Origin of the sequence: Hymenobacter sp. (assembly GCF_035709525.1) — a bacterium.
Lineage (GTDB): Bacteria > Bacteroidota > Bacteroidia > Cytophagales > Hymenobacteraceae > Hymenobacter.
The window spans coordinates 1-14,945 of sequence record NZ_DASTEP010000062.1 but is presented as its reverse complement, the minus strand read 5'-3'; the positions used below and the strand labels follow the sequence as shown (position 1 = coordinate 14,945).

Annotated in this window: 8 protein-coding genes; all 8 read right to left on the bottom strand. The window is 62.7% G+C overall.

Annotated features, from left to right (window positions below; genetic code table 11):
• Positions 1–9: 9 nt before the first annotated feature.
• The 8 genes from VFO93_RS05715 to VFO93_RS05680 all read right to left on the bottom strand — a co-directional run bounded on the left by VFO93_RS05715 (position 10) and on the right by VFO93_RS05680 (position 14,644).
• Entirely contained in the window at positions 10–774 is a 765-nt protein-coding gene (locus VFO93_RS05715) for a glucose 1-dehydrogenase (protein ID WP_325133376.1), read from the bottom strand.
• A gap of 142 nt (positions 775–916) precedes the next feature.
• The gene (locus tag VFO93_RS05710) at positions 917–2,713 is read right to left on the bottom strand and encodes a RagB/SusD family nutrient uptake outer membrane protein (RefSeq protein WP_325133375.1); all 1,797 of its coding nucleotides are present in this window, start codon (positions 2,711–2,713) and stop codon (positions 917–919) included.
• Between the two features lie 19 nt (positions 2,714–2,732).
• A complete protein-coding gene (locus VFO93_RS05705) occupies positions 2,733–5,957 on the bottom strand; it encodes a TonB-dependent receptor (protein WP_325133374.1) in 3,225 nt (1,074 codons plus the stop codon).
• A gap of 73 nt (positions 5,958–6,030) precedes the next feature.
• Positions 6,031–6,723, bottom strand: coding sequence for a DUF3826 domain-containing protein (locus tag VFO93_RS05700; RefSeq protein ID WP_325133373.1), 693 nt, complete (start codon positions 6,721–6,723; stop codon positions 6,031–6,033).
• A 299-nt stretch (positions 6,724–7,022) separates the two neighbouring features.
• Positions 7,023–7,922, bottom strand: coding sequence for a sugar phosphate isomerase/epimerase family protein (locus tag VFO93_RS05695; RefSeq protein ID WP_325133372.1), 900 nt, complete (start codon positions 7,920–7,922; stop codon positions 7,023–7,025).
• 194 nt (positions 7,923–8,116) lie between these two features.
• On the bottom strand, positions 8,117–9,529 hold the full coding sequence (locus VFO93_RS05690; RefSeq protein ID WP_325133371.1) for a sialate O-acetylesterase: 1,413 nt from the start codon (positions 9,527–9,529) through the stop codon (positions 8,117–8,119).
• A gap of 121 nt (positions 9,530–9,650) precedes the next feature.
• Positions 9,651–12,773 carry a DUF6298 domain-containing protein gene (locus tag VFO93_RS05685; protein ID WP_325133370.1) on the bottom strand — a complete coding sequence of 1,041 codons (3,123 nt, stop codon included), beginning with the start codon at positions 12,771–12,773 and terminating at the stop codon, positions 9,651–9,653.
• Between the two features lie 200 nt (positions 12,774–12,973).
• Positions 12,974–14,644, bottom strand: coding sequence for a polysaccharide lyase (locus VFO93_RS05680; RefSeq protein ID WP_325133369.1), 1,671 nt, complete (start codon positions 14,642–14,644; stop codon positions 12,974–12,976).
• Between the last annotated feature and the right edge of the window lie 301 nt (positions 14,645–14,945).

Sequence of the window (14,945 nt, the reverse complement as noted above, 5' to 3'; positions counted from 1 at the left end):
GCACTAAAATCAGGTATTCAGTTTGATAAACCCGCCATCGAGCGGGTAGTCGCAGCCGGTCACGAAGCCAGCTTCGTCGGAGCACAAATAAAGCGCCAGCGCCGCTACCTCGTCGGGCGTGCCCATGCGGCCGATGGGTTGGCTGGCCGAGAGCTTGGCAAACATTTCCTCCTCGCGGCCGGCGTAGTTTTTGGCGATGAAGCCATCGACGAAGGGCGTGTGCACCCGCGCCGGCGAGATGCTGTTGCAGCGAATATTGCTACCCAAAAAGTCGCGCGCTACCGACAAGGTCATGGCGAATATCGCCCCCTTGCTCATCGAGTACGCGAAGCGGTCGGTGAGGCCCACGTGCGCCGCGATGCTGGCCAGGTTCACGATGGCCCCGCCGCCGTGCGCCTTCATCAGCGGCACGGCCGCAAACAGGCAGTTGTACGCGCCCTTCACGTTGACCTGGTACACGCGCTCGAAGTCGGCCTCGGCGGTCGTTTCCACGTTGCCGACGTGGGCGATGCCCGCGTTATTCACCAGCACATCGACCCGGCCGATGGCCTGGAACGCGGCCACTACCTGCGCCTGCTGCGCCACGTCGGCGGCGTGCACGTGAGCCGTGCCGCCCGCCGCCCGAATCTCATCGGCGGCTGGCTGGCCGGCTTCGGCGCTCAGCTCAATGATGTGCACCTCCGCGCCCTGACGGGCGAAGAGCAGCGCAATGGCGCGGCCAATGCCGCTGCCGCCGCCCGTGACGACGGCTTTCTTTCCGGATAAACTAAACATAGGCTGGCTAAGCTACGGCACGCCGCAGCAGGTGAAAGGAAAAGGGACAGACAGAGGCCCCAACACAGCAATGCGCCGCTACCCCGGTTGGGTAGCGACGCATTCGGAAACAAGGAGTTAAGTTAAGCTAACGAGGGCCATGCTACTGCAACGGGTCAAAGGAGCCGTTCCACTTGTTGTTTTGCAGCAGCTTGGGGTTGTTGTCGATGGCCGCCTGCGGGATACCGAAGAAAGCGTACTCCTGCTCCCGCCAGTTGAGGAAATATTTGGTATCGACGTCTTTCACCGTAATGGTGAAGTTATTGGCGTACAGGTTATCGAGGTTCAGGCCATCGCGGGTAGCGGCGAAGGTGTTGGCCGGCACGGCGGTAGTCGCCTTAAATGTGATGGTGAGGCCCTTGCGCTTTTTGCCGTTCAGCACGTCGTCGAGCTTGTTCCAGCGGCGCAAATCCCAGAAGCGCTTGCCCTCGAAGGCAAACTCCAATTGCCGCTCGTAAAGAATGGCGTCGAACATTTCGGCGCGGGTCATGCCTGCTTTCAGGCCGTAGTTGCCATCGGTGCCCGCTTCGATGCCGGCCCGCGCCCGCAGGGCTTTCAGTTGGGTGTAGCCCTCGGTGAGGTTGTTGAGGCCGCAGGCGGCTTCGGCTACGTTGAGTAGCACCTCGGCGTAGCGAATCTCAATCCAATCGGTGCCGACGAACACGGCATCGCTGACGCCGGCGGTGGGGCTGATGGCCTTGCGGGTGTAAAAGCTGGTATTGCTGGCCTTGGAAGGCTCCACGCTGGTGGTGCCGTTGTAGTACGTCCAGAGCCGGTAACCGGTGTTGCCGTTCAGGGGCCAAGTGCAGCCGTTGTAGGCAATGGTTTTGTCGAAGCGCGGGTCGCGGTTCTTATAAAACTGCTGGTCGCTGTAAGTGTATTTCGACGTGGCGTCGCCGGGCTTCTTGCCATCGAGCATGGGGTAGGCCTTCACCATATCCCAGCTGGGCAGGTTCGAGCCGCCGCTGGTGCCGGTATAGGCCGGGCGGGTCGCGTTGTCGTACTGGTTGTTCTTCTTGGTCTGGTCGCCGGAGGAGGTGTTGTAGCCGGTCACCATCACGGCCTCCGGGTTGCCACTTTCCTGAAACCATAGCTGGTCGTAAGAGGCGTGCAGGCGGGCGCCGTTGGCCACGAGCGTGGTACGGGCGGCCACGTTGGCGTCGTAGGCAGCCTGCCACTTGGCGGTGTTGTCGGAGGGGTTGAACTGCGGGCTGGCCGCGTAGAGCAGCGCCCGGCCCTTGAAGGCCTGCGCGGCCCCTTTGGTGATGTGGCCCCAGTCGCTGGACGCGGCCCACTTGCCGGGTAGCACGGCGGCGGCCGAGTCGAGGTCGGCCGTGATGGCGGCAAACGTTTGGGTGGTGGTGTTGCGGGGCAGGTAGGTGAGGTCGCGGGCTTCGTTGCCTACGCCGTTGAGCGGGGTGAACACCAGCGGCACACCGCCGTAGAGGCGCACGAGGTCGAAGTAGCGCCAGGCGCGGAAAAACTGCGCCTGCCCAATCAGGCGGTTTTTGGTGCCCTGCGGCAAAGAGCCCGCCCGCACGTCCCGAATGAACATGTTGATGGTGCGAATCTTACCGTAGTTGTTGTCCTTGCTCAGGCCCGTGCCAAAGTCCGTCACATCAGACTGCTGCACGGTGCCCTGCATAAAGGCGTTGTCGGAATACGACTCGTCGGAAAGGCCGGTGGGGTTGCCGAAGCCGATGGAGCTTTGCCCAAACCAGTTGGGTAAATTCTGGTCGTAGATGTAGTTGAGGCTGAGGTTGGCCAGCGTCGAGTCGTTGTAGATAAGGCTGCCTTCGACGGCGGCCAGGTTTTGCTTGTCCAGCACGCTTTCGCAGCTGCCCAGCAAAAAGGTGGCCCCGAGGCCCAGGCCCAGCGTGGCGAGAGTAATATATTTCATGAGGCGGGTGGGAAGGAGATTACAGGCCGACGTTCAAGCCAAAAGACAGCGTGCGCAGGGTGGGGTAGGCGTCGTAAGCCCCCACGTAGTCTTTGTAGCTGTAGGGGTTGAAGAAGTTGAAGAGGTTGGTAGCCTGGAAGAACACGCGCACGTTGCTCACGCTGATGCGGTTGGTGAGGGCCGTGGGGATGGTGTAGGAAACGTTGGCATTGCGCACGCCCGCCGACAGCGAGCTGCGGAACCAGAACGACGACGTTACATCGTAAGTAGCGGTGTAGTAGGGCGCAGGCATCGAGGCGTTGGTATTCGTGGGCGTCCAGTGGTCGGCCCAGAATTCGGGGCGGTTGGCGGTGGTAGTGGCGCGGCTACGGGCCGAGCCTTCTACCGTGGCCTGGCCACCCCAGGCGATGCCCATCGTGGCCGAAATGCTGAGCGACTTGTAGGTGATGCTGGGGTTGAAGCCCACGCTGTAGTGGTTGCTGGCCTTGGGCGTCAGGTACTCCACGTCGGCGTCGGTAATGACGCCATCTGGCTCGCCGTAGGTGCCATCGGCATTCTTGAGGCCGCGGATATCTTCGTAATACAGCATCCCCGGCTTCGCCTCCTGCCCAAAAAGGTACTTCTGGCGGTTGAGCTTGGGGTTGGCGGCAAAAAAGGCATTGACATCGTCATCGGTGCGGAACATGCCCAGGTAGCGGTAGCCCAGTACGCCTGGGTCGCTCGACCGGCCGGTGGGGTCGAGGAAGGTGCCCACCTGGCCGCGGGGCACGTCTACGCGCACCTGTTTGTTGTCGTTCCAGGTAAAGAATGAGTTGAGGCGAAACGAGAGGTCGCGGGTAATGCGGCCGTTCCAGCCCACCGATACCTCGGTGCCAAAGCCGTTGATTATCCCGAAATTTTCGGACGGCAGCGCCGCCCCAATCAGCAGCGGGGCCGAGCCCGACAGGGCCGTCAGCATGTTGTAGGCGTGGTCGTAGTACCCGTCTACGGTCAGCGAGAGGCGGTTGCCGAGGAAGCGCGCGTCGATACCCGCGTTGTACTTCGTGATGTTGTCCCAGCGGGCGGCGCGGTTGGCCAGCGCGTTGTTGGCCATAAACACGAGCGGCCGGTCGCCGTTGCCGCCAAATACCGCGCCCTTGCCCGTGGCCAGCGAGTAATTGGTTTGCCAGTTGTACGACTTGGTGTTGTCGGTGCCCAGAAAGCCCAGCGAGCCGCGCACCTTCAGGAAATCCACCACGCGGATGTTGTTCTTGAAGAAGGGCTCTTCCGAAATTACCCAGCCGGCCGACACCGCCGGGAACGTGCCGAAGCGGTACTCGGGCGCGAAGCGGGTCGAGCCGTCGCGGCGAATCGTAAATTCGAGCAGGTACTTGTTGGCGTAGTCGTAGTTGAGGCGGCCCACGTAGGAGAGTACGCCCGATTCGGTTTCTACTTCGGTGGCCGTATAGGCTCCGGTGGCGCTGCTCATATTGGGCAGGCCGCCGATAATGACGCCCTCCTGCATAGCCGTCGTCAGGTCGGTATGGGTTTCCTGCTGCTCGAAAAAGGCCAGCGCCGACACGTGGTGCTTACCAAACTGATTGTCGTAAGAGAGGTAGCCGTTGAGCTGGTAGTTGTCGCTGTACGACGGGTTGAGGCGCACCCGGTCGCCGTTGTTCAGCGTCACGGTTTTGATGACGTCGCCATCGTAAATGTGCTTGTGGTCGCCGCGCATCGCGAGCTGGTACACGTTGTACTTGGTACCATACTGCTTGCCAAACATGTTGTTCATGTTCTTGTTGAACACCACCCGGGCGCGCAGGCCTTTTAAGAACGGCAGCTCGTATTCGGCGCTAGCCTGCACGTTGAGCAGCGAGTTGCGCTGCGACGTAAAGTTGTCGGACCGCTGCACCTCGAAGAAGTGGAACGCATCGAAGCCCGTGCCGGTAGAAAGGTAAACAGGCAGGCCATTCACGTACATGGGCGCCCACTGCGGCGTATAGAGCAAGCTCTTCATGTCGTTTTCGATGTTCTCATTGCCCTGCTTGAGGAAGTACATGCGCGACTGGCCCAGGCCGCCGCTCACCGAGAGGGCCGCCTTCAGGCCGCGGGCCACTTTCACGTCGGCACTGGCGCGGTACGTCCAGCGGTCGGAGTTGATGTTGTCGAAGTTGGCGTTTTGCTTGTTGTAAGTAGCGCTGGCAAAGTACGTTACCCGGTCGGTGCCGCCGCTCATGTTCAGGGCGTGGCGCTGCGTTACGGCTGGCTGCCAAGCTTCCTTCAGCCAGTTGGTGTTGTTGGCAGCAAAATGGTCGAGCTCGTCCTGGGTGTAGATGGCCGCGTTGGAAGGCTGCATCCCGCCCACCGTGTTGTAGTCGTTGAGGTACTGTGCGTGCTGCACGCCGCTCATCATCCTGGGTAGCATCGTGGCATCGGCCACGCCCACCGAGCCGCTGTAGCTCAGCTGCGGCGCGCCGACCTTGCCGCGCCGCGTGGTTACCAGGATAACGCCCTGGCCGCCGCGCGCGCCGTAGATGGCCGCCGAAGCGTCCTTCAGCACCGAGATGGACTCTACCTCCGACTGGTCGAGGATGTTGAAGTCGTCGACCGAGCGCACTACGTTGTCAATCACGTAGAGCGGGCCCACACCCTGCGGCCCGTCCTTGGCCAGCGAGTTGGGGTTGCGCACCGTAATCTGGGCGGGCTGGCCGGGGCGGCTGGTGCCGCCCGACACGCCCACGCCGGGCATCTGGCCTTGCAGCGTAGCCGAGAGGCTCCCCACCGGCAAGTCCTGAATCTGCTTCATGTCTACCGTGGCCACGGCCCCGGTGAGAGTGGAGCGGGCCTGGGCACCGTAGCCCACTACCACCACGTCGTCGAGGGCGGCGGCGTCTTCCTCCAGGCTCACGTCCAGCGTCGAGCGGCCGTCCACGGCCATCTCCTTGGTTTTGTAGCCTACAAAGCTGAAAATCAACACCTCCTTGCCCGTGGGCAGGTTGAAATTGAAGATGCCGTTGGCATCGGTGCTGGTGCCCGTTTTGGTGCCCTTGATGAGCACCGTCACGCCCGGCAGGGGCTGGCCCTTGGCATCGACTACCCGGCCCTTGAAGGCCACGAGCACGTTGGCGGGCTTGCCGCCGCCGGCTACCGGGGCCGCCTGTGCGGCCTGCGCCCCGAGCAGGGCGCTGCTGGCCAGCAGCGCGGCCGCCAGGCGGGAATGAGTGGCACCAGCCGGGCGGCGGCGCGAGGGTAGAGAGTGAGCCATATACAGTTTGGTGGGTGAAACTGAAGGTTTTAGTAGAGAGAGTAGCGAGGGTAGGGCCGGCCAGCGGGCCGGGCTAGTTGGTGGTCGGCGCAGCGGCCGCCTTGCGGGCCGCGATGCGCGCCTGCCAGTCTTTGCCGGCCTGGTTCATGTCGATGCCGGCGGCCGAGAGGTAGTTGTTGATGCGGCCCTTGTACTTGCCAAACCACTTGTGCTTTTCCTCCGAAGTGCTGGCGTCCATGGCGTGCTCGCGGGCCTCGGTAAGCCAGGCCAGCATTTGGGCTTTTTGCGCGGCGGTGAGGTCGGGCAGCATGTCGGCGTAGGCCGTCATCGTGATGGGCAGCACGCGGTACGTCATGCCGTCCTTCACCTGGTCTACCTGCGCGGGCGTGAGGTAGCGGCCGAGCTGCTTGAGGTACTTGCCGTGCAGCTTGTCGAGGGCGGCGGTAGCCTGGGCTTCTACTTTCTTGGTAGCGGCCTCGGTTTGGTCGTCTTTGGGCTGTGCCTTGAGGGCGGCGAGCTGGGTTTTGCGGGCTTCGTGCACCGTGTTGAGTGCGCGGTACTGGCCGGCGATTACGTCGCGTACTTTCAGGCTTTTGGCCTCGTCGGGTAGCCCTAGCGTGGCCACGATTTTGGCGGCGCGCTCGTTTACAGTGCGGGTGTAGGCGGCTTCCTTGCTTTCGGCGGGCTGCTCCTGCGCGGCGGCAGTAGTGGCCCCGGCAACGCTCAGCAAAGCGGCTAGCAGCAAAGGGCGAAACGAGAAAAACATGCGTGGCGTAGGTTTTGGACGGGTAAAGACACTACCAGGATTACGACACGAATTTAGCGGCTATATGAAAGGAACGTGATACTTGTTTTTGCCAAGTTATTGTAGGAAATTAGCATCAAAACACTGGGGTAATGTGAGGCAAAAGTGAGTGCTTGCTCATTGTTTAGCGCACAAGCAATCAGCGCACTAAATCGTTCCCGGCTAGCTATTCAGCTTGTTATTCAGCCCCGGAAGCGCCCCCAATAGCTCCCGGCCAGCGGCCCGGTATCGGCTAGTATGCTACACTACAGGGCCCAGCCTCAACCCTGAAAAACCGACTTCAGATACGCTGCATTGGCCCCAAAATTCTTCTTCACGTTGCGCGGGTCGGTGGCATCGCGCGAGCGCTCAATCACCAGCCAGCCCTGCCAGCCGATATCGGCCAGCGTCTGCTTGACCTTCTGCATATCAAGCCGCGTGTTGTTTTGCAGCCATACGCCGTCCTCATCGGTGGCGTGCATCTGGCAGATGCGCTTGCGGCCCAGGATGCGCAATTCCTGGTTGAGGTCGCGGCCCTCTTTAAGTGGGTTTGAGAAGTTGAAATAAATCTGGATGTGCTTCGAGCCGATTTCCTTGAGCAGCGCCACCTCGCCAGTGGCGTCGAGCGCGGTTTCGATGCCCACCACTACGCCCGCTTTCTGGGCCAGGCGGCCCACCACTTTCAAGCGCTCCACAATGGCAGGGCGTAGCTCGGGGTTTTTACGCAGGTCGCCCTGCGTGCCTAGGGGTAGGAAGGCGACCTTCACTCCAAGCGCCTTCATCGTATCGAAGCAGTCCTGCACCATACGCTCGTAGGTGGGCCGCGTGGCAAACGATTGTGCGTAAAACCCGGTCATGGCCAGTGAGCAGATTTCCAGGTTCAACTCCTTGGCCTTATCAATAAATTGCTGCCGGATTTCAGGGTTGGCCAGCTGATTGTCGAAGGTGTCGCGCTGGCCCAGGCCGCCCATGTCTATCTCCACACCATCAGCCCCGATGTCCTTCGTGAGCTGGAGCGCCCCGAGCTTTTGGCGCTTCAGTATCATGAGGTCGACCACGGCAATTTTATAAGTCAGCCTCTTGGGCTTGGCGGCCTGGCTGGCTTGCGGCAGCAGTAGGCTAGCCAGCAGCAGCGAGCCAGCACCTAGGAAATCGCGGCGGGAAAGGGTAGGGTGAGGCATGGGCGGGAATTAGGGAGGATGATGGCGCGGGGCTGTGCCCCGTGCCGACTATTCGCGGGCCTCTGGCCCGCACGCTAGGAGGTTGTTAAGTGAGTGTTTAACGGTATTGAAGTGCTGGCTCTAGGTGTCCTAACGTGCGGGCCAGAGGCCCGCGAATAATCGGCACGGGGCACAGCCCCGCGCCATCGCGCCCTCTACCGCGCGCGGTCAGTCCGAAACGGCCGCACGGGCAGACCCGCCGCCGAAAACAGATTAGGCTGTGCGGCCTCGTGCCAGCCGAAGCGTACGGCCACCGGGTGCGGCACGGCCGCCGCCGACACCAGCACTTGCTGGCCCTCGATGCGCGCCTGGGCGGGCACAAACACGCCATCGGCCCCCGCAATAGTAAAATCGGTAAGTGGCTGGCCATCCTTGCTGACAAGCGGCGCGCTAGCGGTGAAGGCCACGGTGGCGACGCCGCCCCGCACCGACAAGCGGCGGAACACCGGCGAAGCCGGCGCGGCAGGCTGTCGGTAGGTGTCGGCCAGGGCCAGCAGGGCCAGGCGGCGGCCGATTTCCCACTTGTAAGGCGGGTGAATGTCGTCGAGCTTGGTAGCCAGGTCGGTTGTCACGATGAGGCCTGTGCGCGGCACTTGCAGCACAGCCTCTTGCGCCTCGCGGAAGCGGGGCAGCGTTTCGGTGGTTATCGTGCCCTTGTTGTCTTTCGATTCAGAGTACTTAAACGGGGCCAGCGACACGTAGTAAAACGGCAGCTTGGCGTCGTGCCAAGCGGCGCGCCAGCTCTGAATGAGCAGGCGCATTTTTTGGGTGTAGGTGCGTGTTTCGGCCAGAAAGCAGTTGCTTTCACCCTGGTACCACAAAAAGCCCCGCAGCGCGAAGGGCGCGAGTGGCCGTATCATCGGCTCGTAAAATTTAGCCGGGTCGCCGTCTACTTTCCGGCCCGCAAAAGCGGGGTCTTGCTGGAATGCCTCGGCCGCAATCCAGGGCTCGATGCGGCTGCCCGGCACTGCCGACGACACCACGCCCACTGGCACGCCAAGCTTCTGGTGCAGCTCTTTGGCGAAGAAATACGCCGGCGCCGAAAACGAGCGCAGGGCTGAGTCCTGGGCCACACTCCAGCCGCGGTGCAGCGAGTCGGGCTTGGCCAGCTCCTTGCGATTGACCAGAAAAATGCGGATGGCCGGGGCGTGGGCGCGGTCTAGCTCGTGCAGGGCGGTAGTGTCGGCGCCGGGCGGCAGCGTCGCTTTGCTGCTCTTGCGCATGGTGTACTCCATGTTCGACTGCCCCGAGGCCAGCCACACTTCGCCCACCAAAACGTTGTGCAGCACGATGGTATTACTGCCCTTAATCGTAAGGTCGGCCGGCGTGGCCGAGGCGGCGAGCGGTTTTAGCATCACCTGCCAATGGCCGGCAGCATCGGCCACAGTACGCGGGTTTTGGGGGCCAAACTGCACGGCCACCGCTTCGCCCGGCGCGGCCGTGCCCCAGATGGCCACCGGCTTGTCGCGCTGCAATACCATGTTGTGGCCTAGCACACGGGGCAGCACCACCTTGGCTTGGGCGGCGGTAGCGAGGGTAAGCAGCGCGAGCAAAAGGCTTGTTTTCATACACTGGCTCAATTAACAGTGAGCTTGCCGGTAAAATCAGGAGCTTTTCCCACAGGGCCTTGCAGAGTTTTTCGCTGAGAGCCCTGCTTTTAATCCTGAGAAAATCTGCGGTAAAACTTGTTTACTTCTTCACCAGCCAAACCACTTCGGCCCCGTCGCCTTGCTTGCTTAGCGTGGCCGTTTTGCCGCCTTTCACGGTCTCTTTCGTGTCTGTCAGCGCCCCGGTTTTGGGGTTGATGAGGCGCACCAAGAAGGTGCCGCTCAAGGCTCCTAGGTCTACTTGCGTAGCAGTTGCACCCTCGCGGTACACTAGCAGGCCGGTTTTGCCATCGCCGATGGCCCACTGGTTGGCGGGCTTGCCGGGCAGCTCTAGCGGCGTCATGCCAGCTATGGCGGCGGCAAAGCGTGCGTCGGCCACACGGGGCACACTCGCCAGCGAGCCGCCCGCCAGCAGCGTGGCCCAGCCGAAGGCATCGTAGCCATCGGCCGAGTACAGCACAGCTTTATCGGGGAATTGCTGGCGGTACTCACGCACGGCCCGGTACACCTGCTCGAACGAGCTGCGCTTGGGCGGCGTGAGGCGGGCATGCTGGCGCGGGGCCAGGTTTTGGCCACCTAGGGGGGCGTAGGCCGTGCCGTTGAACTGGTAGTGCCAGTAATTGATGTCGATGATATCGACCACGGCGGCGCGGGCCGGGTCGGCCAGGATGGCGTCCTGCACGTCCTTGGTGGTGCTGAGGGCGATGAGCGGGTGCTGGCCGGTTTCGGCTTCCCATTCCTTAATGGTATCGAGCCAGAACTGCACGAACGCCAGCGGCCCCGTAAACTCGGCCCCGATGAGATGCACGACGCCTGACTTGCCGGCGAAGTTGTTGAGATTCTGCCGAATAAAAGCGCGGTGCAACGGCCGGCGCGTGGCATCAGTTACATCGTAAAACTGCTCGGCCATGAATATCCGCTTGTCGCCGGCGTAGGGGGCGGGCTCGGGAAAGCCGGTGTTGTTGATGTTGTTGACCGGCCGCCACGGGAAGTCGGCGTAGTGCGCGCCGGCCTCGATGATGTTGTGCTGGAAATAATGCTGATTCAGCAGCACTAAGCTCTTGTGGTCGGCTAGGTCGGCAAATTGGGCCAGGCGGCTCCAATACCATTTGTTGTATTTGGTGAGGTCGTATTTGCTCAGCCCGTCCCAGGCCTGGCCCTGGCCGCTGCGGGCGAAGGGCAGCTCGTAAAACGGGGCCCAGGTTTCGCCATCCATGCGCCGGATGCGCTCGTGGTCGTCGCGGCGGCGCTCGTACCAGAGGCCGTAGTTGTGGCTTAGAGCCACCACGTTGCGCTGGCGCAGCGAATCGGTCATCGGCCCTAGGTCGTCGGTGAGGCCGCGGCCCGCAAAGCCCGGCACGAAGCGCGTGACATGCGGCTTGGCCTGGGGCAGGCCGTAGGGGCGGGCGCTGCCGTTCCACCAGGGCACTTCCTGGCGCTGGCCCAGCACCAGAGCGTCGCCGCGCACCACCACGCCGCGCACCACCCGCAGGGCGGGGGCAGCGGTGGGCGCGGCGGGCGCTTTCACGCCGACTTTATCAATGGTTGGAGCCGAAGATTGGGTGGGAATGGGTTGGCGAGTAGCTGCCGCGTCGATGAGGGCCGTGAGGGTAGGGGCCGGGATGAGGGAAAGCCGCGTTAGCTCCTGCGCCACGGCCACTTTAGGGCTGCTGCTGGCCTCGGTGGGCACGGGCAGCAAGATGGCGCGGGCCTTGGCGCTTTCGCCCACGCGCTCTTGCAGCTGCGCGTAGTAGAGGCTGCGCGGGGTGATGTTTTCGTTGGATTGGTCCCAGTAGCCGTTGCCGCCAAACTGCGCCCAGGTGCCGAAGGCCCAGTTTTGGGCGGTGGGCGGGCGGTAGCAGTCTACGCGGCTGGCGGTGCACTGCCAGAGCACGCTGTTGGCCACGGCCCAGCCCGCGCCCTGGCCGTCCTGCTCGCGGTTGCCGAAGCGCAGCGCCTGGCCGTATTCCTTGATGATGTCGAAGAGCACGCCCGAGGCCCAGCTATCGATGCCACCGCTGAAGCTGAGCGCCTGCTCGGCCTCGCACTGCACGAAGGCATTGGGGCCGGCGGCGCAGTAGCCCACCGCGAAGTCGTGGTAGCCCTGCTCGGCATAGAGCCGCTGAAACAGCGTTTGCGAACCTAGGGTGTAAAAGGTATTGCGGCGCTCGTTGCCGATTTCCGACACCGGCTCCGTCGAGCGGCAGTCCTCCACCGTGAGGCGGCGCACCGTGGCGTGGGCCAGCACCGCCGAGCCCGCAAAGTGCCGAAATGCCACTTGCCGCACCCAGGCATCCTGGGCGTTTTCGAGGGCTATGGCTACCCAGCGGTGGTTTTCATCCTTCGGGTTTTCGGCGTCGGTGGTCGATTCCAGTTGCAGGTTTTCGACTCCGACTTGGGTTATCAGCCCCGGCCAGGTGTAGCGCGCCACGGTGCCACCACCGTAGGTTTTATCCAGTGCCGTAGTCAGCGGCGCATCCAGCGTGATGCCATTGGCATCTACGGCCACCACCTGCCGGTCCCAGCTGACTTCGCGCTGGCCAGGCTTCCAGCCCAGCGACGACAAGCCGCCGCCGAAGGTTTCCATGCCGAGCTTCTTAATCCAGGCCGCCGTGCTGGGCCGACGAATAGTGACTCGGTCGCCAACTTTAAAAGTGGCCGCAGTAGTGACTTTAATCGTGCGCGCATTTACCGGCACGTAGGTGTCGGCGATGGCTTGCGCTACTTCGGTTTTGCGGTCGGCGCGGCCGCTGACGGTAATCAGATTATCGCGGCTGAAACCCGTGCCCACCAGCACCGTGCCGCCATCGGCCATGCCGCTGCCGCGCAGCACTACCCCCGAAGCGCGGATAAACAGCCGGCCCGCTACTTCGTGCGTGCCTTTGTCTAAAAGCACCGCCCCGCGCAGCCCGTCCTTGCCCAGGGGCAGCCCCGCCACGTAGTCGAGCGCCGCCTGAATGCGGGCCGTGGCATCGCCCGGCTTGGCGGGCACCCTGACTTTAATAACCGCCGTCGGAATCGCCGCCTCGCCCGCCCGGTAGCCGCAATACGAGAAATCGGGTACCCGATTGCCCAGCGAGTCCGGCGCGTAGGTCAGCTTGTCATCCTGGTAGCCGATGGGCGCGGGCGGCGGCACCGGCTTGGGTGGCTTCTGCGCCAGGGCTGGCAGGGCGAGGAGAGTGAGGAAAAGGGTAGGCTTGCGCACGGGTGGGGGTGTAGCGCGGACTTTTAGTCCGCGAGTAGTAGGGACGATGGCGCGGGGCTGCGCCCCGTGCCGACTATTCGCGGGCCTCTGGCCCGCACGCTAGCAAATAGTTGCTTTACAGTGCAGCAACATTTGCCAACGTCGCCGGCCAGAGGCCGGCAAATAACCGGCACGGGGCGCAGCCCCGCGCCATCACAAGCTTACATCCGCGATAGGCCGCCGCCCATCTCTACACCGCCGGTGGGCTTCACGTCCTTCACGTCTACTAGGCCGTTGAGGTAGTTCTCAATGTTGGCGTAGCCGTTTTTGGCAATCGCGCCCGCGTCAGCGGCGTTTTTGGGGTTGAGGCCGTTCTTCTTTTCGTAGTCGTCGGGCATGCCGTCGTTGTCGGCATCGGCGTAGGGCTTGCCGGCGTAGGTGGGGTAGCCGCCCACCTGCACGGGGTCGGTGATGATGCCCTGCTTGTAGGAATCAATCGGCAGGCGGCGGTGCTTAAACTGCGTATCGGGCAGCTTCACGTTCTTGAGATAGTCGATTTTGCCGGTCCGCACCTGCGTAATCACGCGGGTGTCTACCGGGTCGCGCTTGGGCAGGGTGGCGCCCGCGTGGTCAAGCACATAGGCGTAGGCCTTGTCGGCGGGCAGCATCGTGAGCTCGGGCATGGGCAGCGGCGCGGTGGCCTTCATATCGGCGGTGTAGGGCCCGGCGTTGGGCAGTTCCTCCACTTGCACGCCGCCATCCCAGTTGTCTTTGGTCACGTTGGGGAAGCCTTCCACGATGTTGCCGGCCACGTAGGCGCGGCCGTACACTTGGTACTTCAGCTTGCTGCGGCCCGATTCGGGCTTCAGAATGCGGTGGCCGATGGGCGTGTCTTTGGGCGTGGAGGGGCCGGGCTTGTAGTAGTTGTTGACGATGTTGTAGAGGGCGCGGTAGTCGCCGCCGTCGGTCGAGCGGTGCACCCAGTTAAACATCACGTTGTTCACGAAATTGAACACCCCGTTCCAGCCAATCGACGGGTTGCGGCCCGCGTTGTCGGCCCACAGGTTGCGCATAAACGAGCAGTTTTCGCCCCCTAGGGTGCTGCCAAAGGCGTGGTTCCAGGTATCGAGCGCCTCCGAGAAAATCGAGTTTTGGATGGTGATATTCACCGTGCCCAGCTTCTGCTCGGCAATGCCGGTGCTGTCGTTGTACATGTGGCGGTACATCGACATGTTTTCGTCGAGGCCCCAGGAGGCCGACACGTGGTCAATCATGATGTTGCCAATGGGGTTGCCGCCGATGGCATCGTCGCGCCGGCCCACGTTGGTTTCGCCCCGCCGAAAGCGCATGTAGCGCACCAGTACGTCGTGCGTGTTCAGCCACACCGACTCGCCGGCCACGCAAATACCGTCGCCGGGTGCGCTCTGGCCCTCAATGGTGATGTAGGGCGCCCGAATAATGAGCGGGCTTTTCAGCCGAATAATCCCCGCCACGTTGAACACCACGATGCGCGCGCCGCCCTGCTCGCAGGCCTCGCGCAGCGTGCCCGGCCCGCGGTCGGCCAGGCTCGTAACCACGATGACGCGCCCGCCGCGCCCGCCAAACGTGTGCGACCCGCCGCCCTCGGCCCCCGGAAACGCCAGCAGCGGCGACTGCGGCAAATCAATTGGCCGGGCCGCCCACGGCACGTAAGGCTTGCCCTGCTGGGCTTCTTTTTTGATGATGGGGTAAGCCTTGTTCCAGGCAATGTCCGATTGCCGCCGCTCCTCTTTCATCATCTCGTCGCTGGCCTTCTGCACATCCGGCGGAATGGAAGGATACTGCGCACGGGCCAACTGCGGCAAGGTGGCGAGAACGGCCAACGAAGCCAGCGAAGCGAATTGTTTTTTCATGGAAAAGGTGGGAGTTGGGAAGGGCGAAATAAGCGGATAGCACCCGGGCGTAGCTATACCATTTTTTCGGGCCTGTGTAGGATGTTAGCATGTGGGAGAATAGGAGGATTTGGGACTGTTTAACCCCACCCCCGGCCCCCTAGCGCCTACCCCCTCCGGGAGAGGGGAGCTTTTGTTGAGCTATCAGCCCTTAGCTGTTGGCTATTAGCTTCTCTCAATAGCACTAGCGGCTAATAGCCAACAGCTAGCAGCTAAATCGTTAGGCTCCCCTCTCCCGGAGGGGGTAGGGGCTAGGGGGCCG